The sequence below is a fragment of the Dysgonomonas sp. HDW5A genome (assembly GCF_011299555.1).
GTDB lineage: Bacteria > Bacteroidota > Bacteroidia > Bacteroidales > Dysgonomonadaceae > Dysgonomonas_A.
On record NZ_CP049857.1, the window covers coordinates 3166722 to 3190332 of the forward strand.

Below are 23611 nucleotides of genomic sequence, written 5' to 3' on the forward strand. Positions count from 1 at the left end.
TATATAGTTATAACAGCGAAATTATGGCTTTTAACGGATTTACACCTGCTACAATACAATTTTTCAAAGATCTGAAAGATAACAACTATAAAGAGTGGTTCGAAGAACATCGTTCGGTTTATGAGAATGAACTTGTAAAGCCATTTAAGGGGCTTATAGCAACGCTGACTCCTACGATGTATAATATTGATCCGGAATTCGAACTACGTCCTCACAGGGTACTATCTCGTATCTATCGTGACGTGCGTTTTTCTAAAAATAAAGACCCTTACAAAACTTGTTTATGGATGAGTTTTCAGTCTCCGACACCCGATTGGGTAAATATTCCCGGTTTTTTTATGGAGCTTAATGCCGATACCTATTTTTATGGTATGGGATTATTCGGACCAAAGAAAAAAACAATGGATGCTCTACGAGATAGTATAGCATATGATGCTAAAGAGTTTCAGGCTCAAACACAGAAGATACTTGATCGAGGATTTGTGGTATACGGTGATGAATATAAACGTCCTATTCCGAATGAGTTATCGGAGTATTTTCAGCCATGGATACAGCGTAAGAATTTGTATGTTGGTAAAAATCTGCCTATAAATAAGGATGTTTTCTCTCCTAAGTTTGCCGAAGTTATTCGAGAGGATTACGAATCGTTAGTTTGGCTATACGAGTTTCTAAAAGACGAGTGATTGCTTTACATTTAAAAGTATTTATTCCTCAATAACATAGAAAAAGCTCCAATCATTCGATTAGAGCTTTTTTATATTTTGGTCATTTTTTTACTTCTGTTGTTGCTTAATGATGTCGGTAATATCAGATTCATCCATTTTGCCATTCATTCTTACAATTACAATTTCGTTGTTTTCACCATCTATCGCGAAAACAAATATCTGAGGGATTACTGTTCCATCTCTCCTTGCAATGATACGTACCTTATCGTTTTCGTCAATTACATTGATTAAAGTTTCATAACCATTTCCGTCTTGTATATTGTCCAGATCTTTTAAGAAGAGGTCTTTTACTTCAGAAGAGCAAGAACTTAAATTGATTACATCTATGGATTCAAGTTTTTCCATAAAGGGAGGAGCTTGTGATGAAATCATCCCTGTAGAGTCAGCTGCTTTAGCGGCTGCCAACGAAGCTTCGAGCATAGGTCGGTCTACCAATTGATATTCGGCGTTCTCGACCAATGCGAGCCCCGATACCCAATTGCTTAAATCTTGAGCCGAAACAAGTTGGCTCGTAGCAAAAATCAGTAATATAGAGAAAATAAGTTTTTTCATAAATGTTTCTTTAATTGATTGGGTCGGAGACCTTTTTCTTTTTTATTGAGTAGTTTTATTGTAAAATTGTAATCTTCAGATTTAATCGGGAATAAATAAATCGGTTATTCTTTCGCCTCCTGCCAAGTGATATGCTTGTAATCCAAAATTGCGAGCTTCGGTTATGTTAAGTTCATTATCGTCGATAAATAATGTATTTTTAGGATTGAGACGTATGTCTGCCATTACCTGCCTGTATATTTCGTGATCAGGTTTTCTTAGTTGCATTTCATCCGAATAGAAACATTTGATAAATAAATCATCAAAATTTTCGCCGAATTGCTCTCTGTACATTGCTTTGAATTTAACTCTGTGAGGAAAATTGGTATTGCTAAGTAGATAAGTTCTGTAATTTTTCTTTATACTTTCAAGTAAAGCTATGCGTTCGGGTAAATAAGGTTGCAGTAAAGCATTCCATGCATCCCATATTTGTTTTTCGGATACATTCTTTGCTGCCGGATAATCTGTATGAATTGCGTCTATAAACTGTGATGGGGTAATGAGACCTAATTCGAGATCGAGTAGAAATTTTTTGTGGGCAGATATAATATCATCGGAGTCTAACCCTTCGATACGCAGGCTGCTAAAAGCAGCTATAGTCCGTCCTATGTTTATATCCATAATGACTCCACCAAAGTCGAATATAATATTTTCGATCTCTGATACAGGAAAATTCGGTATATTTAATTTCATTTCAACAATTTTTATAAACTACGAATATAGGTAATTTTTTTTTATAGAAACTCTTGTTAGCAAGGGAAAAAGGTGAAAAGTAAAGTAGCAGACACTTTTATTACTGTGTCAAACATATAGGAGCCTATTGGTTGTTATTACGGAGTATATCAATATGGATTTATGTTAATTATTTCATTATTTTTCTATATTTTTGCACACCATTAAATAGCGTGGACTAATTAAGTAACAGAAGATAGTTGATGTTACGTTTTAAAATGGTAATTGTCTGTTGTTGTGGCGCTAGCCAAAGCAATGGGTAGTTTTGTGAACTCAATCCGATTGAAAAAATACTATTTTCTAAAAATAACAAACATATGAGTAAAATAAAAGCAGCAATCGTAGGGTATGGTAATATTGGCAAATATGTACTGGATGCGATTTTAAGTTCTCCTGATTTTGAGGTGGCAGGTATCGTGCGTCGTAACCCCAGTGATGTTCCTGCAGAACTGAAAAGCTATAAAGTAGTAGCAAGTGTTAAAGAACTGGGCAAAGTCGATGTAGCTATTTTGGCGACACCAACCAGAAGCGTTGAAGCTTATGCTAAAGAGTGTTTAGCTTTGGGAATTAATACAGTAGACAGCTACGATATACATGGTGGTATTGTAGACCTTCGTCGTAGTTTGGATGCAGCTGCAAAAGAATACAACGCAGTATCTATTATATCGGCAGGATGGGATCCGGGTACAGACTCGATGATTCGGTCTATGTTCGAATTTATGGCACCTAAAGGTGTTACGTATACAAACTTCGGTCCGGGTATGAGTATGGGACATACAGTAGCGGTAAAAGCTATCAAAGGTGTTAAGGCAGCATTGTCTATGACTATTCCTTTGGGAACAAGTATACATCGTCGCATGGTATATATCGAAGTTGAAGAAGGACACAAGTTTGCAGATGTAGCGGCAGCTATTAAGGCCGATGACTATTTTGCACACGACGAAACGCATGTAACTCAGGTTGACTGTGTGGATGATTTGAAAGATATGGGACATGGTGTAAATATGGTACGTAAAGGAGTTTCGGGTGATACACAAAATCAATTGCTGGATTTTAATATGAAGATTAATAATCCTGCCCTAACGGCTCAGGTATTGGTTGCTTCGGCTCGTGCTTCTTTAAAACAAAATCCTGGGGCATATACAATGATAGAAGTCCCAATTATTGACTATATTTACGGAGAGAGAGAATCTCTAATAAAGAAACTGGTATAAAATTTACTTGAATAAACTATGATTTGTTTTCCGAACGCAAAGATTAATCTGGGTTTGAATATTGTTTCGAAGAGAGACGATGGATACCATAATCTGGAGACTGTCTTTTATCCGATAATGATAAAAGATGCTCTGGAAATTATTATATCTGAGCGACAAGAGCAGGATTCTTTTATCGAATCGGGATTAAAAACTGGTGTATCTTCTGAGAATAATTTGGTGATGAAGGCTTTGAAATTAATGCGGGCACATTACGAAATTCCTTTTCTGGATGTTCACCTATTAAAGAAGATTCCTTTTGGTGCAGGAATTGGTGGAGGATCGGCAGATGCCGCCTTTATGCTGAAATTATTGAGGAATAAATTTTCATTGGATGCAACAGATGCTCAACTATCTGCATTAGCAGCTCAGTTGGGAGCCGATTGTCCGTTTTTTATTTACAACCGTCCGTGTTTTGCAAGTGGAATAGGGGAGGTGCTCGAAAATGTAGACTTATCGTTAGAAGGCTATTATTTGATGCTTATAAAGCCAGATATTAATGTTGCCACAAAAGATGCCTTTGCATTAATAAATCCGGCACAACCTGAAGTCTCTTTAAAAGAGATCATAAAGAAACCGGTTTCGGAATGGAAGAATCTGATGATAAACGATTTCGAAAAAAGTATTTTCGCAAAACACCCTGCCATAGAACAGATTAAGTTGAAATTATATGCTTTAGGAGCGGTATATGCTTCGATGTCGGGATCGGGATCGTCGGTATATGCTATTTTTAATAAGAAAACCGACTTAAAACATCATTTTGCAGACTGTTATGTCTGGGAACAAGAATGATCTTACGATTTTAATAATACAGTGTAAGGGAAGTCCGTAAATGGCTTCCCTTATTTTTTTGTATTTGCCAACAATACGTAAAAAGGGAGCATCTAATTTAAAGATGCTCCCTTTCCTTTTTATTTATACGTATTCCGTTATTAATCAAACATACGTCTGAAATGACTGAATATTTTTTCTTTAACTGATTTGTTTGGTTGGAAATTAGGCGAATTTTCGAGTCCCGAAAGAATATTTTTCTCGGCATCATCTAATTTCTCAGGTATGTAAACACTGATGTTTATCAATAAATCACCCGTACCATAACGATGAACGCTTGGTAATCCTTTATTTTTCAGGCGAAGTACTTTTCCGGGTTGAGTTCCGGCATCAATTTTCACTTTAACCTTTCCGTCTATAGTGGGTATTTCTATATTACCGCCCAAAGCAGCAGTCGAAACACTTAACAATAGATTATAAACCACATCGTTTTCGTCACGAAGTAACTCCGGATGCGGTTCTTCTTCAACAACAATCAAAAGGTCACCGTTGACACCTCCATGACGTGCGGCATTACCTTTTCCGCTCATCGACAGTTGCATACCTTCGGCAACTCCCGCAGGGATGTTTATTGTAATAACCTCTTCTTCGCGGATGATACCTTCACCCGAACAGTGAGGGCATTTTTTTGTGATATTTTTACCTTCTCCGTTACAAGCCGAGCAAGTTGTTTGCGTTTGCATTTGCCCCAGCATGGTATTAACGATGCGGGTTTGCGTTCCCGATCCGTTACAGGTTGAGCAAGTAGTGTATGCAGTGCCGTTTTCAGCGCCGTTTCCATTACAGTGCTGACAGGCAACATACTTCTTTACCTTTATCTTTTTCTCAACACCTGTGGCTATTTCTTTAAGCGTAAGCTTTACTTTGACACGCAGGTCAGAACCTCTGTTGGTACGTCTGCCGCCACCTCCGCCGAATCCTCCAAAACCGCCACCGAAGTGACCGCCGAAAATATCGCCGAATTGCGAGAAGATATCGTCCATAGAGAATCCTCCGCCGGCATGACCTCCAAAACCACCGGGAGCTTCGTGCCCGTATCTGTCATATTTAGCACGTTTTTGCTCGTCACTTAGTATTTCATAAGCTTCGGCTGCCTCTTTAAATTTGTCTTCAGCTGTAGTATCTCCCGGATTTTTATCAGGGTGATATTGAATTGCTTTCTTTTTATACGCTTTTTTAATTTCCGTTATTGTCGCAGTTCGGGAAACTTCTAGTACTTCGTAATAATCTCTTTTCTTAGCCATCTTTTTAGTTTTCTAAGGTATTCAACCTTATTTTGCAACAATTACTTTAGGGAAACGAATTACTTTGTCGTTCAGTGTGTACCCTTTCTGTATGCAGTCTATTACTTTGTCTTTTTGATCTTCGCTTTGAGCCGGTACAGTAGTAATCGCTTCGTGCTTCTCTGTATCAAATGTTTCTCCTAAAGCATCTATTTCTTTTACGCCGTTTTGAGCTAAAAAATTCAAGAATTTGCTGTAGATAAGCTCTACACCTTCTCTTGCATCATCAGGTATATTAGGTAGTGCTCTTTCGAAATCATCTACAATTGTAAGAACCCCTAAAATGGCTTTTTCATTGCCCGTCTTCAGCAGATCGGCTTTCTCTTTCATGGTTCGTCTGCGATAATTGTCAAACTCGGCATGCAGACGCAAGTATGAATCATTTAAATCTTCAAACTTTTTTTCGAAGTCTTCCGCCAGATTGGCACTCTCTTTCTCTTGATCTATGTCATTAATCTGTTCATTTGTCACATCCTCAATGTTTAAATCATTTTCTAGTGACTCTAGCTCTTCGTTTCTATTAGTATCCTTCATATCTTAATTACTTTCTGTTTGCTGTTATATAAATAAGTTTACATATCTATCTGTTGCAGTGGTAACCAAAACAAAAATAGATGGTTACATGTGTTGACTGTTTTATTAAATACTTCGTTTTATTTAAGTGAGACACATATCTTCTTATAAACAGATCGTGTCTTTTATATCATTCAGTATATACTCTTACAAAATCTTTGCCAAAGATAGGAAATTTAGCGAATTTTAAAGATTAGAGGGTTTCTAAGACAAATACAAAGTTGTTATCTTTGTGTACTTCTCGATCTGTAAAGAGTTGTTTAGGGAAATTTATGTTGGAGACCTCTTTGTCTTAACCAACAATTTTAATTAAGCTCTGTTATTATTAAAATAATATAGCAGTATTTACAAGATATAATATATATAGTTGATATGGCATTGAATGAGATTTTTACACCAATGAGTATTACGTTGATAATACTTTTTGTTTCATCGGCATTCTTTATGAGCGGTAAAGTGAGGTCAGATCTGGTTGCGATGTGTGCGCTTCTGGCATTGGTGCTTACGAATATAATAACACCGGCGGAAGCATTGTCGGGCTTTTCGAGTTCTATTGTCCTCATGATGGTGGGACTGTTTATTGTCGGAGGAGGTATCTTTCGTACCGGGCTTGCAAAACTGATAAGTTCCAAGATACTTCGTTTGGCAGGGGAAAGCGAAACCAAGCTGTTTGTATTAGTGATGTTGGTGACTGCTTCGATAGGTGCTTTTGTTAGTAATACAGGTACTGTAGCTGTGATGATGCCTATTGTTGTGAGTATTGCTGTGAGTGCTAATATCAGCCCCCGACGATTTTTGATGCCTTTGGCTTTTGCTAGTAGTATGGGTATATTGACCTTAATTGCAACTCCTCCTAACTTAATTATCAGTGAAGAATTGCAGAAAAACGGATTCGAAGCTTTGAGTTTCTTTTCGTTTACCCCTGTAGGTTTAATCTGTTTGGGGATAGGAATTATTGTCTTATACTTTTTAAGCAAAATTTTCCTGTCAAAAGATGATAGAGTAGATGATGATAAAAGTAAAGGTAAAACACTCGATGATCTGGCAGATGAATATCAGTTGCATAAATTAACGCATTTGAGTATTCCCGAACATTCGGATATGATTGGAAAAACTTTGAGAGATTTGAGTATACCTAGTTTTTACAACATAAGTGTAGTAACTGTTGAAAAGATTGTAAACGCATCCCGATTCAATAAGAGTGTGAGTGAAGTTGTGGCAGGGCCTAATACCGTTATCGAAAAGGGTGATATACTTGTCTGTTACGGTAAAAAAAGCAACCTGACTCGTTTTATCGAAGAAAAAGAATTGTCATTGGTTGAAAAAGAGGGGACTGGCAAAGATATCTTTGACTTTAAAGACATCGGTATTGCCGAGGTTTTCATTATGCCTAATTCGAAGCTTGTAAATCGCACAATTATAGATGCTCACTTCAGAGACGAGTTTAATGTGAATATACTCGGTATTCAACGAAATAATGAGTACAAAATGAGCGATCTACAGAAAGAAAAACTTCATTCGGGCGATGCTCTACTTATACAAGGTACATGGGGCGATATTGCGAGTCTGGGAAATCGTCAGGAAGATCTGGTACTCGTAGGTCAGCCTTTGGAAGAAGCTGCAAAAGTTACCTTGGATCATAAAGCACCCGTGGCAGCTATTATAATGATACTTATGGTAATTGCTATGGTGAGTAATATTGTAGCTCCCGTAATTGCTGTATTGACGGCTGCCGTGATGATGGTTATAACCGGTTGCCTTCGTAATATGGAAGAAGCATATAAAAATATAAATTGGGAGAGTGTTGTACTTATTGCAGGGATGATGCCTATGGCAGTTGCTTTTGAGCAGACAGGAGCGGCAGGTATTATATCGGGTACTCTTGTTAATGGGCTGGGACCTTATGGCCCTTATGCTTTGTTAGCCGGAATCTACTTTGGAACTTCTACTTTAACTATGTTTATAAGTAATACGGCAACCGCTTTGCTTTTTGCTCCTATTGGTATGCAGGCGGCGGTAAATATGGGTGTAAGCCCTTATCCATTTATGTTTGCGGTAGCAGTAGCGGCTAGTATGTGTTTTGCTTCGCCATTCTCCACAGCCCCCAATGCTTTGGTGATGTCGGCAGGTAAATATAAGTTTATGGATTATATCAGGGTTGGATTGCCTTTGCAAATAATTATGGGAATAGTTATGATTCTGGTATTGCCATTATTATTCCCGTTTTAAAATAAAACCAAAAAGGCTATTACGAAAATAGCCTTTTTGGTTTTGTAAATTATTTCTTTGGAAGTATTTCATCTATTATTTGTTGCATCTTAATATTTCCTGGATAACCTGTAATTTGATCTTTCAAAATACCGTTCGCATCATAGAGTTGGTAAGTCGGTATTCCACTAAAATCGAAACTATCTAGCAAATAATCCCATTGCTCACCTGATAGATAGTATTGCTCTCCTCCTATGCCTTTTATTTTTTCTTCCCAAAGTTTTAGAGGCGATGAAGTATTGGTTGTATATACAAATACGATGTCTTTATTTTTATAATTTCTTTTTACTTCTCTGAATTCTTTCATTGCCGATAAGCAAGGTCCGCACCATGTAGCCCAGAAATCAACAAAAACAGCTTTTCCTTTATATTGGGAGATAATAGTATTCATCAGTTCTTTATTTTCGACGCTAGGTGTATTCCTTATGATAGGGCTTGTTGTTTGCTCTGCTAATCTTATAATCTCTTCATTTCTTTTTAATAGAATCTTTGAGAAGTCTTTGTTCTTGAAATAGTTCTTAATATTTGCTATTTGTTTTTCGGATAAAGGCTTTAACTCATTTTCGAACTGGGAGATATAGGTATTAACAGCTAGCATATCATAAAATAAGCCGTTGTCAGAACCTATTAGTGTTGCTAGTATAGTTTTTACTCCTTTAAGCCATTCGTCTATCGGGGTATCTTCGATTTTGGGTATATTTAAAGTATTGTCAAAAAGTATTTTTTGAAATACTTCGGAATAGGTTGTATTATATATATACTGAGGGTTGTTGAGGTCAAAATACTGAAGAAAGCTATAATATGATATATCTGGTTTTTGCGGAGTGAAGTTATCCGGTTCTTCTTTTGTTTTGAAGTTCTGATAATTTAATTCTATATAGCCTGCATAATCAAGGAGACATCCGGATAGGTAATATAATTTATACTCATTCTTAACGAAATTTTTTGTGCTTAGGGATAAGGTTGTATCATTGGCTGCTATATTTAAAATTTTCTCCATATTTTTAATGGCAACAGATGCAAAATCTTTTGGAGCCATTTTATAGTAAGTGGAGTCGGCTGAAGGTGTAGTGTACATTTGAGTCAAAACTTCTCCCAGATTTAATGCATCTTCCGTAGTTAATCCTATTGGATTAGAGAGGATAATACCAATATTCCCATTTTTATTATCAATTATTGTAAGCTTTGTTTCTTTAGCTGTGCCTAATCCGATGATTAAATTTTTATTAAGAGCTTCTATATTGATAATGCCAATCATATAATCCGCTTCCAGCGGAACATCGAATTCAAAACTGCCATCTTTGTTTAAAGATGTTTCCAGTCTAAAAGGGACACCACTAACAGGATTGGGTACAAACAGTTTAACTATAGCTTTTTCTTCTCCCTCTTTAAATTCAAAATTCTCAATTATACCACTAACTTTAGTTGTACCCGATTTTATTTTAGGTTCGGGAAATGTATTTTTGTCTGTAGATACACACGAGAGAATGAGTAGATTCATTAGTATAATGAACATTATTCCAAGATAAAGAGGTTTGTTTTTCATGAGCTATTAGTTTTAATAAGTAAGTTAATTTCTTGAAAATAGTGAAAAATTATCATAAACTGTATTTTTAGTGATGAAATAGAGAAATAAACCTTTAACAATACGGAAACTACTTAGAAAAATATTTATTTTAGTTATCTTTAGCAAATTTTTCAAATCAACTATGTCTGCAATCACCGAAGAAGGGTTAGATGAAACGATTCTACCTATCCAGAAAACTGATCTGATTTATCAGATCGAAGACCGTCCGCCTTTTAAAGAAGCTGTCTTTATAGCCTTCCAGCATTTACTTGCTATTTTTGTCGCTATTGTGACCCCCCCATTGATAATTGCTGCCAGTTTGGGACTGGATAAGGAGACGACGAGCTTTTTGGTGTCTATGGCTCTTTTAGCATCGGGAATCTCCACCTTTATTCAATGTAGACGTATAGGACCTTTTGGTTGTGGCTTGCTCTGTGTACAAGGGACAAGCTTTTCTTTTATAGGTGCGTTAACTGCCAGTTTTCATGGTATGGGTATAGCAGCCCTGCCTGTTATATTCGGTGTGTGCATTGCAGGGGCTCCGGTGGAAATGATTGTCAGTAGAATATTAAAGTACACACAAAAAATTATTACTCCGCTAGTATCGGGTATCGTTGTTACAATGATCGGACTGAGTCTTATTAAAGTAGGTATTACAGCTTGTGGAGGTGGATTCGGAGCTATTCAAGACGGTACATTCGGCAGTTATCGTAATTTAGGATTAGCCGGTATGGTTTTGGTTTCTATTTTGATTTTCAATAGTTTCAGAAATAAATATATACGTATGTGTTCCATCGTATTGGGACTTTTGATAGGATACGTTGTTTCGTATTTTATGGGATTGATCGATTTTTCTCAGCTAGGAACTCTCGGAATGGTTAATATACCTACGCCGTTTAAATATGGATTGGGTTTTGATCTTTCGGCATTTATAGCCGTAGCACTCATTTATTTTATAACTTCTATCGAAGCGATGGGCGATATTACGGCTAACTCTATGATCGGTGGAGAACCTATCAAAGGAGAGAAATTTGTAAAACGTGTTCAAGGAGGAGTTATGGCCGATGGATTCAATTCCATGCTGGCAGGAGTTTTCAACTCGTTTCCTAATTCTATATTTGCTCAGAATAACGGATTAATTCAACTGACAGGAGTAGCCAGCCGTTATGTTGGTTATTATATTGCAGGATTCCTGATTTTGCTGAGTGCCTTTCCTTTTATCGGAGGACTTTTCTCATTGATGCCCGAACCGGTTCTGGGAGGTGCTACCTTGTTGATGTTTGGAACTGTTGCCGCATCGGGAGTGCGTATTATTGCATCTCAGAATATAGACAGAAAAGCAATATTGGTACTGGCTGTAAGCTTTGCTTGTGGGTTAGGCGTGGAACTTGCTCCTGACATTTTAATCCAGATGCCCGATTGGGTGAAGGGTATATTCTCTTCGGGAATTACTACGGGCGGACTCGTGGCTATTACAGCAAATATTGTTATCAGAATAAAGGAATAAGGTATCAGACCTATTTATAAAATACTTTCATTAAATATAGAGGAAAGACCATGAAATTATTAAAAGACAGAATACTCAAAGACGGAAAAAGCTTTGATGGAGGAATATTAAAAGTAGATAGCTTTATAAACCATCAGATGGATCCTATATTGATGAAGTCGATAGGTGTGGAGTTTGTACGCCGTTTCGGTAATCTTCCGATCAATAAAGTAATTACTATCGAAGCCAGTGGAATTGCTCCGGCTATCATGCTAGGTTATTTGCTCGAATTACCGGTTGTTTTTGTAAAGAAAGCAAAGCCAAAGACAATGGAAAAGATGATTACTTCGCAAGTATACTCATTTACTAAAGATATAACTTATGATGTCTGTGTGAGTAGCGATTTTTTGACTCCCGATGATACTGTTGTTTTTATTGACGACTTCCTTGCAAACGGACATGCTGCTGTTGGGGTGAAAGATTTGGTTGAAAAATCGGGTGCAACATTAGCAGGAATGGGCTTTATTATCGAAAAAAGCTTTCAGGATGGAGGCAAACGCCTTCGTGAGCAGAATATTCATGTAGAATCATTAGTCAGAATAAAAAGCTTAGGTGATAATAAAATAGAGTTCGAAGAGTAAAAATAGTACTGAATAGATGAAAAGTATAATGAATAATGTATCCTCTTTTTTATCACGAAAAGGTGTCCAAAAGATATTGCTATATCTTGCTGTTACATTATTCTTTGGTTTGGTTTACATCCTTAACATTCTGTTTCCCTTACAGGCTGATGATTGGGGGTATTCCTTTATTGTTGATGCAGCTAATAACAGCACTGTAAGAGTACATAGTATATTTGATATTTTTGTATCTCAATACAATCATTATTTCGAATGGGGCGGTAGATCTGTTGTTCATTTTATAGCACAGTTTCTCCTCTTTATTGATATACGTATCGCTAAGCTATTAAACAGCTTTGTTTACATAGGCTTATTTTTTATGATATATGCCATTATAAATAAAGGGAAAAAGCCAAATGCAGGTTTGTTCATTTTCCTGAATATTATTATGTGGCTCATACAGCCGGCCTTTTCTATTGTTATTTTATGGCTAACCGGTAGTGCCAACTATCTATGGGGTGCCTTATTACTTATCTTATTTATTTATCCGTATTATTTATTTTTTCTCAAAAAAAGCTCAAACGACCCATTTTTCAAAAGTATACTGTTTCTCTTTGCAGGTGTGATTTGTGGATGGACAAACGAGAATTCATCTTTAGCGATGATCGCTTTGCTTGTTATGCTAATGGGATATTTGAAGTATCAAAAGATAAAACTTCCTAATTGGGTTATTTGGGGTATAATAGGTGCTTGTGTCGGTGCTGCAATGATGATACTTGCTCCCGGTAATGCGGTAAGAGCTTCGATGCTTTCTGATAATTTGGGACTTTCGGAGGTTTCAAACTTTAAGCTGTTAAAGATAAGGCTTTATAACTTATACAACGCGGGAGCACTGCGGCTATCAGTTTTTACTGCCATTTATGCCGTTTTCTTATTTTTATTCCTGAAGATTGGAGAAGTGAAAAATCGAATGGAGATTTTATTCCTTTCCTTCGCTTTTTTCGTATCCGCACTTGTTGGTTTTGTAGTATTATATCCGGTACCTTATTTCCCACGTGATGTATGGACCGGAATTCATATATTCTTTATTATGGCCATTGGTCTATTGTATGTCAATATTCCCTTTGATAATCTCTTTATGAAAGTTTGCCGTTTGGTAGTCTTTTTGGGCTTGGTTGCTGCTTTCATTAATCATTATACGATATTATATAAAGAGGTTGATTATTTTTCTGTGAAATCTAAAGAGCGGGAGCTTTTTGTTGAGCAAGAAAAAGCTAAAGGAATAAAGGATGTTATAGTTTCAGATCAGATGGTTTTTCCTTCAGGTTCGTTACTCGGTGAACCCTTGTCTTATGATAAGGGCTATTGGACGAATGTATTGTATGCACGCTATTACAATCTTAATTCGGTGCGATTAAAATGGACAGATGAGTGATGTGAAATAGTGCATCGATTACAAAAGAACTAATCATTATACTCTCCATTTTAATATATTGCTTATGCTGTTATCAGACTTTTAGATATTAATGCATATTGCAAAAGCTACAGACAAAACAAAAGCCGATAGAGATGTAAATTTCAGATAAGGATCTAATAATCGGTTATCTTCCGTTTTATATATATTACGAAGTATAATCAAGAAAGGAATAAAAAAGATCATGTATAAATAACTATACCATTGGCTGCTATATATGAGGCTGTATGCAATGAAACAAGCTATTCCACCAATGGAAAGAAACGAATGGTATAACTTTGCCTTTGCTAGTCCTAAATGAATAACGAGTGTCATTTTACCTGAGTTTCGGTCGTTATCCATGTCCCGCATATTATTAACATTGAGTACCGCAGCCGTAAACAAACCGAGTCCGATTGCTGGAAGCCAAGGTTGAAAAGTCATTTTGTGTACATGTAGAAAATAAGTTCCTACCACAGCAACGGGACCAAAGAAAATAAAAGAAAAAATATCTCCGAATCCTTTGTATCCATAAGGGTTTTTTCCTGCTGTATATTTAATAGCTGCCCAGATAGCTGCTGCTCCCAAAAATAAGAACAAAACCATATAGACAATATTCATAAATTGTGATGCTTCATAAATCAAAGCAGCACCTATGAGCATTGAACAAAAAACAGCAACCGAAATGGCAATCTTCATTTGATGTGGTGTAATTGCACCACTTTGTACCGTACGAGTAGGGCCTACACGATGTCCTGTAATATCGGTGCCGTGTTGGTAATCGCCCAGATCGTTTGCCAGGTTAGAGAGTAATTGAAGAAATGTTGCAGTTAATATCGTCAGGATACATACACTCACATTAAATCGTCCGGTACTGTATGCCATACCATTTGCACAAATAGTAGAGGCTACTGCTAAAAATAAAGTGCGTGGACGTAATGCGGATATCCAGTGTTTTAAAGAAGCCATATTTTAATATTTTTGCAAAGATAAAAATTTAAACCCGAACAAATCTGATCAATGAAGAATTGCTTTCAGATTGAAAGACAAACGTAAGCCGAAAGCATCGAAGTTGCCTTTACGGAAAGAGCTGAATGCTCCCACATTGAGCAGTTCGATTAAATCGACAGAATACCCCAGCTCCGTATACAAATTGAAATCGGGTGTATAAAGAGTCTTGAGATGCAGATTTTCGGTCATGGGTAATGCTTGCATAAAGGACAAACGTTTCAACAATAGATACTGGCTTCGGTAATTGATCCGTGTATTGATCCAGTACCTATCGGTAGATGCTTCGTAATTCCCCAAGAGAGTATATGTATCAAATGGAAAGTCTGTCAGAGAATATTGTCGGGATGTATTAAATTGTTGGTAGTCGGCAAAATGAGTTCTGCGTGTGCTACCTAAAAAGCTACCTCCTTCTACTTTGTAGTCTATATTGTTAAAATAGCTTAGCTTAATCTTCTGAGATATACTTCCTTGTAATTTTCGGTATCTTGAATTATTGGTAAGCCATGAAGAAAATCCCTCACTGTATGCTAATGTAAATGTAGGAGAGGTGATTTTGCGATATACTTTTTTTCCGTTTTGTATGGAATAGTATGCGTATGGAGAATAAGATAGTTTGATAGAGTAGGAGACTGCATCGAACCGATCGTTAGCATATAAGTTCGGTTTTATTTTATCGGGATTTCCCCAAATGCCCCATTTGCTATGATTATACAGACCTTGTCGTTTAGCAATTTCAATACCTGTTGTCAGTTGTAATCCGTTTGCCAGATCAATACTATTTCGTGCCGAAATAAAATCTTTTTGATAAAGAGCATTATCGCTTTTTCTAAAAAAAGCAGAACTGAAAGTATTATCGAGACGTGAAATTCCATCAGGATTAAAATCTTCCGAAACCGATGCTGCCGAAAGGTTTAACTGCCCAAGCTTTAGCGGAGCATAAGTATATTCAAAATCGCTGCCGTAAAGAATTCTTTTTCTTCCTGTTGTATAATACGCATATGGAGATACCGTCAGTTTTCTCTTTTTGTTGAAACGGATATTCATTGTTACTGTTTGCCCAAGCCATGCACCATCTACAAAATTGTATTCACGAAAAACTCGTATCAATCCTCCGTATTTCAGATCAAAGCTTGCCGTATCACTGCCCAAACGTCCCCCCATTACTATATCCATAGGTTTGAATTTAGGCGAATGGAATCCTTTCTTTGCAGAATCAACATATTGCTGTATTGAGTCTCGCTTTTCGTAACTTCTTATCTCCATGCTATCTAAAGCAATGGTTCTTATCTTATTCCAATATGCTGCCTCTCTTTTTGTTGCCAAGCTATCGGTTACTTTGGTGTAGAGGGTATCTGTCTTGATTTCGAAGTTTCGTTTAGGTGATTTCTTTTTGGTCAATTGTTTTATAATTTCTTTGTTGACTTCAATATCAGTGTATTTTAATGATGAAAAATAATTCATGCCGCCACTTGTTCCAAGTATATCAAATTTTCCGGTCAATGAATAAGACATGGGTAAGTATACTTTGGGTGAAATTTCTTCGTATGAAATGACAAAGTTCTGCTTGACACCAAATATGTCTTTCGAGAGTTCTGCATATTGTACATGCCATGTCTCATCGGCTATATAAAGGTATCCGTCAATTAGTTGAGGATTTTTATATTTAGCCTCGAATTTTATTTTGTTGATTATTATTCCATTTTCTTCGTTAAATCCTTCGTATTTATATTTATAGTATTTAAAAGCATCTTTATTTAGAGGTGATATATTATCGTTTATCTGAGGAGCATATACCGAAGCATTCATAATTCTGAAAGACTCTTTCGGGTCAAAATTATCAGGGATAGTACTTGAGAAAGCTTTTACAGTTTGTGTGTATTTATCGGGAGCCGTAAATTCGAGCTGATTAAAAGACTCTTGCAGGAATACATTATTTTTGAAATCCGAAATTTTCAGACCTTCTTCCTTGGATAATTTATCTACAAGCTTTGATACTGTAAACAATTCCATGTTGGCTTTAATATAAACATCGGCAGTGTATTTGTTTACAGCATTCAGATAATTGGGAGCTTCAGCTATTGCTTTACGAATGATTGCATATGCAGGGTCTTCGGTATTGGTTATGGTAACCTCTTTCAACTCATATGATTCTTCTTGCATCTCAATTAGTAAATCTACCTGATTGTTTTTTATTTCGATTGTACGTGAAACCGGTTTAAAACCCAGACAACGAAACATGATAGAATATTTACCATTACTCAATGTAGTCTGAAACTCTCCTTTGTCGTCACAGATAAGCCCTTGATTTATTTCTTTGATGTATATATTACTTCCATATAAAGGCTGTTGTTTGTTGTCGGTAATTTTTCCTCTAAAATTTTGAGACAAACAATACATCGGGAGAATTAATAAGAAGGAAATAATGATAGTTAGTTTTTGCATATAAGTCATAAATCAAGGTAATTCAATAATATAGATTAGAAGTATGAAATCTTTACTTGTTATAAGACGAGAAAAGCTTACAGTCTTAAAATAGTTGTTAATTAACGAAAGCATTCGAAAGCGAATCAATACAAATATATAATGATTTTTAATTAGCTCTACTTGTTTGCTATTGAAAACTGTAAATTAATTGACAGATAGTATTACAACTGGTTATTTATTATTATTTTTGTGTCATAAAGATTAAGATCTCAGACCTTTTTATTGCTTTCGATAATCAGAGAATAAAAAGAAATTATTTTGATGAAAAACAGCAAAGAATACCTGCTGTTACTTATAAAGTAATGAAATAGTTCTGCGATCTGCTTGTTTTACCATTTTAGAAATTTATAAATAAATTTTGTTAATGTTTCAAACAAGTCAATAATTGAATAATTGTTTAGAATACTTAAAAACAAAATAGATCTAAAAAATAAAAATGCTCACTGTCGAAAAAATTGGAGGCACTTCGATGTCTCAGTTTCAGGATGTTTTGGCTAATATCATCAAAGGAGAGCGTACTCCCGATGATTATTACAATCGTATATTTGTAGTTTCAGCTTATAACAATGTAACTAACTGGTTGTTGGAGCATAAGAAAACCGGAGATCCCGGAGTATATGTTCAATTTCTTAGAAACGAAGATTATAGCATTGGTCTTGATGGCCTTTGCCAGCGATTGGTGCATATTAATAAAAGCTTTGCCGAGATTGGATTGAATCAGGCAGAAGCGAAGGAATTTATTGAATATCGGGTCAAACAGGCAAAAGTGATGCTATACAGCCTTAGTAAGGTTTTGGCTTCGGGCTATGTAAATACAGAAGACATATGCTTGGCTGCCCGTGAAATTCTTGCATCGATAGGTGAAGCTCATTCGGCATGGAATTCGGTGAATATATTAAATAATAATGGGATAACAGCTCGTTTTGTTGATCTCTGCGGATTTAATGACTCACTCCCTTTGACTATTGATGAGCGTATAGCTAAAGCTTTTGACGGTATCGAATTTGATAAAGTTTTGTGCATTGCTACCGGATATACCAAAGGAACAGAAGGTATTATGAGAGCGTTTGATCGTGGGTATACCGAGGTGACTTTCAGTAAAATAGCTGTTCAAGTAAAAGCTGACGAAGCTATTATACATAAAGAATACCACTTGTCGAGTGCCGATCCGGGTATTGTAGGCATAGATAAAGCTGTGCCTGTGGGGCATACCAATTATGTAATAGCCGATCAGCTTGCCGATATAGGTATGGAAGCCATTCATCCTAAAGCTGCTAAGCCGCTTGAATTGGCGGGGATAAATATTCGTATCAAAAATACATTTGAACCTAATCATCCGGGAACGCTTATTACCCGTGAATATATTTCGCCTGATGCTAAAGTGGAAATTGTTTCGGGAACAACCAAGGTAATTGCTGTAGAGATACATGACCCTATGATGGTCGGTGAGGTTGGTTTTGACTTACGTATTATGACTCATTTCGCAAAATATGGAGTGAGCTATATTTTAAAGTCTACTAATGCCAACTCTATCACAATGATTGTCTGGGAGAATGCTAAGTCGAAAGAATTGATTTTGGATCTAAAACAAAATTTTTACCAAGTAAGGACCGAAGCAGTTGCCATTGTTTGTGTGATGGGAACTAATATTGCTATGCCGGGCTTTTTATATAAGGCCTCTAAGGCTCTTTATGAACAAAATATAAATATCGAGAGTTTCGGTCAGTCGCTCCGTCAGGTAAATATGCAGTTTGTTATTCGTCGAGAGCGATATAATGATGCAGTTATAGCTCTTAATGAAGCTTTATGCTTTCATAAATAACGGAAACATGTTATAAAGCATGCTTTTTGATTAAGATTAAATTAAGATAGAATTAAGTTTAGTTAATTTTAGAAAGAAATTATTGAGCTTTCTTGTATAAAAGAATATAACTGTTACTTTTGCAAAAGTATAATTGAGTCGTAGAAAATAAGAATTTGATACCAAAGAGAGCCTTGATGTATAAACTGACAATTGTGTTGGGTGCAGAATACCGTTTTAATCAATACACTTCTCTAAATAAGCTAATAAAGCATAGTTTGAGTTTACTATTGTTGACCAAAAAGAGTATTGGTTAGATTTTGTTGTGTTTTGGATAAAAATGGCGGTTATAAAGCGTTTTTTTAGGTAAAAGATTGCTATCAATGAATCAATTTATATATTTGTAGTTAGATATGGTCATAATAATGTCTGTCTGAATACTAAAACATCTAAGGATTTTTACAAAAATTAAATATTTGAATATTACTAATTAATTTAAACAATTTATTTATTACTATTATGGAAACTAAACCACAAAAAACAAAATCTAGATCTAAAGGGGTATCGGCAGGATTGGTGATCGTTGGTTGTGCTATCGTTGCTTTCTGCTTTTTCTTTTTTGTCTGCGGAAATCCTTCAGGATTTGATGAAAAAGGACATCCACATCCAGGTAACGTATTTGCAACTCTATACCAAGGAGGTTATGTAATTCCTATCGTTATTACTCTTCTTTTAACTGCATTAAGCTTATCTGTTGAAAGATTTTTTGCACTAAACAGAGCTAGCGGTAAAGGTAGCGTGCCTAAATTCGTAGCAGAAGCTAAAGCTAAATTAGAAGCTGGTGATATTACCGGTGCTGAAAAATTGTGTGATGCACAAAAAGGTTCAGTAGCTAATATCCTTAAAGCTGGTTTAGTTAGATACAGAGATGTAGAAACTTATACTGACATGAATAATGATGAAAAAGCTCAAGTTATTCAAAAAGAAATCGAAGATGCTACAACATTGGAACTTCCATACTTGGAGCAAAATCTATCAGTAATCGCTACTATCTCGACTCTAGGTACATTATTCGGACTATTAGGTACTGTACTAGGTATGATCAAATCGTTCCAGGCTATGGGTAACGAAGGAGCTCCAGACTCTACAGCTCTTGCGGTAGGTATCTCTGAGGCACTTATGAATACAGCTATGGGTATCGGTACAGGTGCTGTTGCTATTATTTTCTATAACTATTTCCAAGGAAAAGTGAAAGATGTAACAGATGCAGTTAATGAAGTTGGTTTTGCAATTGGTCAAACTTATACTTCTAAGCACGGAAAATAATTATCATTTTTTATGATGAATGATTGTGGAATCTAATAAAAGATCCACTCTAATAAGTAAGAAAAACAAGAAGAAATGAGTAAAGTAAAAGTAAAAAAACAGGATACGTTCATCGACATGACTGCGATGAGTGATGTGACTGTTCTCTTGTTAACATTCTTCATGCTTACTGCTAACTTCATACCTAAAGAACCAATTCAGGTGATGACACCTGCTTCGGTATCTGAGGTGAAAATTCCTGAATATGATGTCATGACAATTTTGATTGACCCTCAAGGACAGGTTTTTATGAACTTAGACAGACCCGATGATAAAAGGAAAGTGCTAGAAAGTATTGGACAGCAATATAATATAACATTTACTCCAAAGCAAATTAATTCTTTTGTAAACCAGACTCACATAGGCGTGCCTATCAGTCGTTTACAGGCATTTCTTGACCTTCCAATGGATGAACAAGATGCGTTGATGAAGAAATTTGGTATCCCTACTGATACAATTATCAGTCCAAACAATCAATTGGCAGTATGGGTAACTACCGCAACGGAAGTGAATGAAAATTTGACTATTGCTATAAAAGCTGATCAAGGCACTCCTTATTCTTTGGTGAAGAATGTAATGTCTACGTTGCAAGACTTAAAAAAGAACAGATATAGTTTGATAACAACTCTTAAGACAATGCCTGAAGGGGTTTAAGGGTAGAACTTTAATATTAAAACAGTAAGATTATGGCAAGTGTTGATAGTGGCGGCGGCGAACATAAAAAAGGTCAGCCCCAGAAAATCAATCTACGTGTAGACTTTACACCGATGGTTGACATGAACATGCTTTTGATTACTTTCTTTATGTTCTGTACAACTTTGAGTAAGCCTCAGACGATGGACATTGTAATGCCTACAAAAGATAAAGACCTTACAGAAGAGGATAAAAACCAGGTAAAAGCTTCTAAGGCTATTACTGTGATACTTGGCGAGAATGATAAAATTTATTATTATGAAGGTGAGCCTGATTATAAGGATTTTAATACTCTAAAAGCAACAAACTATTCTCCTGAAGGTTTTAGAGCACTTTTGTTGCAACGCAACGCAGATGCTGTGGCTAAAATACGAGAACTAAGGATTGATAAAGCAAAGAAGAAAATTACAGAAGATGAATTTAAAGAGCAAACTAGTGAAATAAAAAATGCGAAAGATGGTCAGGTAGTTGTAATAAAACCAACTAATGGAGCTTCGTATAAAAATTTAGTAGATGTGCTTGATGAAATGCAAATCTGTAGTATTGGTAAATATGCTATTGTAGAGATGGCTGATGGAGATAATTTCCTTGTACAGAATTATGAATCCAAAGGCGCATTGTCAGCTCAGACAGGAGGAAAATAAATCACATATTTAATAACATAAAAATGGGAAAAGATATTAATTTGAACTCCTCTGAATGGCGTGATATAGTATTCGAAGGCAAAAATAAAAGTTATGGAGCGTATGAGTTACGCAAGTCCTCTTCAAAAAGACACGTTGTTGCATTTATTGTAGTATTAGTGTTTGTTGGAGTTGTGGCTGCATTACCTGCATTCCTTGATGCTGTGAAAGCTGGTCAACACCAAGCTGGAATAGATGAGGCTTTTGAATTGTCGAATATTGCCAATGTAGAGGAACAGGTTCCGGAAGAAAATATTATACGTCAGGAAACCGCACCACCTCCCCCCCCTTTGAAGGCGACTATTCAGTTTACACCTCCTGTAATTACAGAAGACAGTAAAGTGAATGAAGATAAAGAAATGAAATCTATCGAGGAGTTAAACGAAACGAAAGTTCAAATCTCTATCGCAACCGTAGAAGGTACAAATGACAAAAACGCTGTAGATATTGCAGAATTGAAAGAGCATAAAGTGATCGTTGAAGATAAGGAACCAGAAAAACCTTTCGTCAGCGTAGAGCAAATGCCTCAATTCCCTGGTGGAGATTCTGAATTGATGAAATTCATCGGAAGTAATCTGAAATACCCAACTATCGCAGCAGAAAATGGAATTGAAGGACGTGTAGTAATTCGTTTCGTTGTCGGAAAAGATGGTAACGTATCTGATGTACAAGTAGTGAGATCTCTAGACCCTTCTTGTGATAAAGAAGCGGTAAGAGTTGTAAAAACAATGCCTAAATGGGTTCCAGGTAAACAAAATGGACGTAATGTGCCAGTGTATTACACTCTACCTGTATTGTTTAAATTACAAAAATAAGATATGTATGTCTTCAAATAAGAAGTTTACATAAAACATAATGTAAAAGAGAGAAGTTGATGATATTTATATAGATTCACTTCTCTTTTTTAAAATATAAGCAAATGAAAGAAGATAATAAAAAAGGCAGTACTTTTAAGCTAATCTGGAATGCCCTGATGTTCTTTATATATCTAGCTATAGCTTATTTAATTATATTTACTCCAATGCTCTTACCTTATAATTATAGAGCAAACGATCCGGGAACTGATGATTTTGTAATTCCCCGTATTATTTTAGGTGCTGGAGTTACCATTTATGCTTTTTTCAGAGGGTACAGGGTGTTAAAAGACAAAAAATGATTTACTTAGCGAAGTTTTTATTTAATTATCAAAATTTATGAGAAAAGTTGGTTTATTTTGTGTGTTGTTATTGATGATAATTTTCTCAGCGTGCAACAACGGACAAATCAAAGTTACACGAACTGATACTCTTACCAGTGGCGTAGCAGAAATAGCCGTAGATGATTGCTTTGCTCCGATAATTCAAGAACAAATTGATGTATTTGAGGCTTTAAATGACGAAGCGTCAATCATTCCTATTTTTGCAAGTGAAGTAGATGTTATAAATTTACTTTTAAAAGATAGCGTCAGACTAGTTATCGCTGCACGTGATCTTACTGATGCGGAAAAACAAGGTTTGCTGAATAAGAAATTGCAACCTCGTTCACAAAAAATAGCAATAGATGGTATTGCATTAATAATTAATCAAGAAAATACGGATTCACTTATTAGTGTATCTGCACTGAAAAAGATTATGACAGGCGAGATTGATTCTTGGAAATTGATCAATCCGCATTCTAAATATGATAAAATATCGGTTGTATTTGATAATCCAAACTCAAGTACAGTTCGTTTTATCAAAGATTCGATTAATAGAGGAGAGCCTCTAGCCGAAACACTGAAAGCTATGGATAATAATAGAGCAGTGCTCGATTATGTTGCTAAGACTCCTAATGCGATGGGTGTGATAGGTGTAAACTGGATTAATAATCCGGGAGATACGACAAACTTGAGTTTTACAAATAAAATTAGAGTAATGTCTGTCAGTAAAAGTGATGAACCTACTATTCAAAATAGTTTTCAACCATTTGCTGCATATTTGGCGTTAGGAGAATATCCTTTGAGACGGGATGTATATATTATACTATCAGACTTAAGAGGTACGTTACCTGCCGGATTTACAAACTTCGTAGCGGATGACAGAGGTCAGAGAATAATTTTGAAAGCTGGATTAGTACCAGCAACAAGGCCTATGAGGCTGATTTCGGTACAAGAACATTTCTAATTGAACAAAAGCTCTACTTCAAGATAGAGTTTCTATGCAATCGGTGAAAGT

At 35.9% G+C, this 23611-nt stretch carries 21 protein-coding genes; 14 read left to right on the top strand and 7 right to left on the bottom strand.

Going from position 1 to position 23611, the window contains the following annotated elements; genetic code table 11:
- Window positions 1-23 precede the first annotated feature (23 nt).
- Entirely contained in the window at window positions 24-683 is a 660-nt protein-coding gene (locus G7050_RS13275) for a DUF2461 domain-containing protein (RefSeq protein ID WP_166116205.1), read from the top strand.
- Window positions 684-773: 90 nt separating this feature from the next.
- On the opposite strand, the gene G7050_RS13280 is transcribed toward G7050_RS13275, so the two are convergent.
- A complete protein-coding gene (locus G7050_RS13280; protein WP_166116207.1) occupies window positions 774-1277 on the bottom strand; it encodes a DUF4252 domain-containing protein in 504 nt (167 codons plus the stop codon).
- Between the two features lie 81 nt (window positions 1278-1358).
- Window positions 1359-2009: an HAD family phosphatase gene (locus G7050_RS13285; protein ID WP_166116209.1), complete on the bottom strand. Its 651-nt coding sequence runs from the start codon at window positions 2007-2009 to the stop codon at window positions 1359-1361.
- Window positions 2010-2365: 356 nt separating this feature from the next.
- Here G7050_RS13285 and G7050_RS13290 point away from each other — a divergent pair, with 356 nt between their 5' ends.
- A complete protein-coding gene (locus tag G7050_RS13290) occupies window positions 2366-3262 on the top strand; it encodes a diaminopimelate dehydrogenase (RefSeq protein WP_166116211.1) in 897 nt (298 codons plus the stop codon).
- 18 nt (window positions 3263-3280) lie between these two features.
- The gene (gene ispE / locus G7050_RS13295; protein WP_166116213.1) at window positions 3281-4093 is read left to right on the top strand and encodes a 4-(cytidine 5'-diphospho)-2-C-methyl-D-erythritol kinase; all 813 of its coding nucleotides are present in this window, start codon (window positions 3281-3283) and stop codon (window positions 4091-4093) included.
- 140 nt (window positions 4094-4233) lie between these two features.
- Here ispE and dnaJ read toward each other — a convergent pair whose 3' ends face one another.
- Complete coding sequence (gene dnaJ, locus G7050_RS13300; RefSeq protein ID WP_166116215.1) at window positions 4234-5376, bottom strand: molecular chaperone DnaJ; 1143 nt, start codon at window positions 5374-5376, stop codon at window positions 4234-4236.
- A 27-nt stretch (window positions 5377-5403) separates the two neighbouring features.
- Window positions 5404-5949, bottom strand: coding sequence for a nucleotide exchange factor GrpE (locus G7050_RS13305; protein ID WP_166116218.1), 546 nt, complete (start codon window positions 5947-5949; stop codon window positions 5404-5406).
- 438 nt (window positions 5950-6387) lie between these two features.
- Between G7050_RS13305 and G7050_RS13310 the strand changes: the two genes are divergently transcribed.
- Window positions 6388-8217: an SLC13 family permease gene (locus tag G7050_RS13310; protein ID WP_166117727.1), complete on the top strand. Its 1830-nt coding sequence runs from the start codon at window positions 6388-6390 to the stop codon at window positions 8215-8217.
- Between the two features lie 49 nt (window positions 8218-8266).
- On the opposite strand, the gene G7050_RS13315 is transcribed toward G7050_RS13310, so the two are convergent.
- On the bottom strand, window positions 8267-9802 hold the full coding sequence (locus tag G7050_RS13315) for a TlpA family protein disulfide reductase (RefSeq protein ID WP_166116220.1): 1536 nt from the start codon (window positions 9800-9802) through the stop codon (window positions 8267-8269).
- A 163-nt stretch (window positions 9803-9965) separates the two neighbouring features.
- Between G7050_RS13315 and G7050_RS13320 the strand changes: the two genes are divergently transcribed.
- From G7050_RS13320 to G7050_RS13330, 3 genes are read left to right on the top strand one after another with little or no spacing between them, the layout of a single operon-like run.
- Window positions 9966-11330 (top strand): nucleobase:cation symporter-2 family protein, encoded by a 1365-nt coding sequence (locus G7050_RS13320; protein WP_166116222.1) that lies wholly within the window; start codon window positions 9966-9968, stop codon window positions 11328-11330.
- Between the two features lie 50 nt (window positions 11331-11380).
- Window positions 11381-11950: a xanthine phosphoribosyltransferase gene (gene xpt / locus G7050_RS13325; protein WP_166116224.1), complete on the top strand. Its 570-nt coding sequence runs from the start codon at window positions 11381-11383 to the stop codon at window positions 11948-11950.
- Window positions 11951-11966: 16 nt separating this feature from the next.
- Window positions 11967-13364 (top strand): DUF6056 family protein, encoded by a 1398-nt coding sequence (locus G7050_RS13330; RefSeq protein WP_166116226.1) that lies wholly within the window; start codon window positions 11967-11969, stop codon window positions 13362-13364.
- An 81-nt stretch (window positions 13365-13445) separates the two neighbouring features.
- Here G7050_RS13330 and menA read toward each other — a convergent pair whose 3' ends face one another.
- A complete protein-coding gene (gene menA, locus G7050_RS13335) occupies window positions 13446-14351 on the bottom strand; it encodes a 1,4-dihydroxy-2-naphthoate octaprenyltransferase (RefSeq protein WP_166116228.1) in 906 nt (301 codons plus the stop codon).
- Between the two features lie 48 nt (window positions 14352-14399).
- Window positions 14400-16835, bottom strand: a complete 2436-nt coding sequence (locus G7050_RS13340) for a DUF5686 and carboxypeptidase regulatory-like domain-containing protein (protein WP_255499148.1) — start codon at window positions 16833-16835, stop codon at window positions 14400-14402.
- Window positions 16836-17313: 478 nt separating this feature from the next.
- On the opposite strand from G7050_RS13340, the gene G7050_RS13345 reads away from it, so the two are divergent.
- The 7 genes from G7050_RS13345 (at window position 17314) to G7050_RS13375 (ending at window position 23560) form a co-directional block, all read left to right on the top strand.
- Window positions 17314-18699, top strand: a complete 1386-nt coding sequence (locus G7050_RS13345) for an aspartate kinase (RefSeq protein WP_166116233.1) — start codon at window positions 17314-17316, stop codon at window positions 18697-18699.
- A gap of 498 nt (window positions 18700-19197) precedes the next feature.
- Window positions 19198-20004, top strand: coding sequence for a MotA/TolQ/ExbB proton channel family protein (locus G7050_RS13350; protein WP_166116235.1), 807 nt, complete (start codon window positions 19198-19200; stop codon window positions 20002-20004).
- 75 nt (window positions 20005-20079) lie between these two features.
- Entirely contained in the window at window positions 20080-20697 is a 618-nt protein-coding gene (locus tag G7050_RS13355) for a biopolymer transporter ExbD (protein WP_166116238.1), read from the top strand.
- Between the two features lie 29 nt (window positions 20698-20726).
- The gene (locus tag G7050_RS13360) at window positions 20727-21380 is read left to right on the top strand and encodes an ExbD/TolR family protein (RefSeq protein WP_370521976.1); all 654 of its coding nucleotides are present in this window, start codon (window positions 20727-20729) and stop codon (window positions 21378-21380) included.
- Window positions 21381-21403: 23 nt separating this feature from the next.
- Complete coding sequence (locus G7050_RS13365) at window positions 21404-22234, top strand: energy transducer TonB (protein ID WP_166116243.1); 831 nt, start codon at window positions 21404-21406, stop codon at window positions 22232-22234.
- Between the two features lie 104 nt (window positions 22235-22338).
- On the top strand, window positions 22339-22575 hold the full coding sequence (locus G7050_RS13370; protein WP_166116245.1) for a hypothetical protein: 237 nt from the start codon (window positions 22339-22341) through the stop codon (window positions 22573-22575).
- Between the two features lie 37 nt (window positions 22576-22612).
- Entirely contained in the window at window positions 22613-23560 is a 948-nt protein-coding gene (locus G7050_RS13375; RefSeq protein ID WP_166116247.1) for a PstS family phosphate ABC transporter substrate-binding protein, read from the top strand.
- Window positions 23561-23611: the final 51 nt, after the last annotated feature.

Excerpts from the sequence above, each read along its gene's own strand:
- G7050_RS13340 (WP_255499148.1), bottom strand. The coding sequence starts at position 16,835 with ATGCAAAAACTAACTATCATTATTTCCTTCTTATTAATTCTCCCGATG.
- xpt (WP_166116224.1), top strand. The coding sequence starts at position 11,381 with ATGAAATTATTAAAAGACAGAATACTCAAAGACGGAAAAAGCTTTGAT.
- G7050_RS13370 (WP_166116245.1), top strand. The coding sequence starts at position 22,339 with ATGAAAGAAGATAATAAAAAAGGCAGTACTTTTAAGCTAATCTGGAAT.
- ispE (WP_166116213.1), top strand. The coding sequence starts at position 3,281 with ATGATTTGTTTTCCGAACGCAAAGATTAATCTGGGTTTGAATATTGTT.
- G7050_RS13350 (WP_166116235.1), top strand. The coding sequence starts at position 19,198 with ATGGAAACTAAACCACAAAAAACAAAATCTAGATCTAAAGGGGTATCG.
- G7050_RS13310 (WP_166117727.1), top strand. The coding sequence starts at position 6,388 with ATGAGTATTACGTTGATAATACTTTTTGTTTCATCGGCATTCTTTATG.
- G7050_RS13320 (WP_166116222.1), top strand. The coding sequence starts at position 9,966 with ATGTCTGCAATCACCGAAGAAGGGTTAGATGAAACGATTCTACCTATC.
- dnaJ (WP_166116215.1), bottom strand. The coding sequence starts at position 5,376 with ATGGCTAAGAAAAGAGATTATTACGAAGTACTAGAAGTTTCCCGAACT.
- G7050_RS13365 (WP_166116243.1), top strand. The coding sequence starts at position 21,404 with ATGGGAAAAGATATTAATTTGAACTCCTCTGAATGGCGTGATATAGTA.
- G7050_RS13290 (WP_166116211.1), top strand. The coding sequence starts at position 2,366 with ATGAGTAAAATAAAAGCAGCAATCGTAGGGTATGGTAATATTGGCAAA.
- G7050_RS13275 (WP_166116205.1), top strand. The coding sequence starts at position 24 with ATGGCTTTTAACGGATTTACACCTGCTACAATACAATTTTTCAAAGAT.
- G7050_RS13355 (WP_166116238.1), top strand. The coding sequence starts at position 20,080 with ATGAGTAAAGTAAAAGTAAAAAAACAGGATACGTTCATCGACATGACT.
- G7050_RS13345 (WP_166116233.1), top strand. The coding sequence starts at position 17,314 with ATGCTCACTGTCGAAAAAATTGGAGGCACTTCGATGTCTCAGTTTCAG.
- G7050_RS13280 (WP_166116207.1), bottom strand. The coding sequence starts at position 1,277 with ATGAAAAAACTTATTTTCTCTATATTACTGATTTTTGCTACGAGCCAA.
- G7050_RS13305 (WP_166116218.1), bottom strand. The coding sequence starts at position 5,949 with ATGAAGGATACTAATAGAAACGAAGAGCTAGAGTCACTAGAAAATGAT.
- G7050_RS13375 (WP_166116247.1), top strand. The coding sequence starts at position 22,613 with ATGAGAAAAGTTGGTTTATTTTGTGTGTTGTTATTGATGATAATTTTC.
- G7050_RS13330 (WP_166116226.1), top strand. The coding sequence starts at position 11,967 with ATGAAAAGTATAATGAATAATGTATCCTCTTTTTTATCACGAAAAGGT.
- G7050_RS13285 (WP_166116209.1), bottom strand. The coding sequence starts at position 2,009 with ATGAAATTAAATATACCGAATTTTCCTGTATCAGAGATCGAAAATATT.
- menA (WP_166116228.1), bottom strand. The coding sequence starts at position 14,351 with ATGGCTTCTTTAAAACACTGGATATCCGCATTACGTCCACGCACTTTA.
- G7050_RS13315 (WP_166116220.1), bottom strand. The coding sequence starts at position 9,802 with ATGAAAAACAAACCTCTTTATCTTGGAATAATGTTCATTATACTAATG.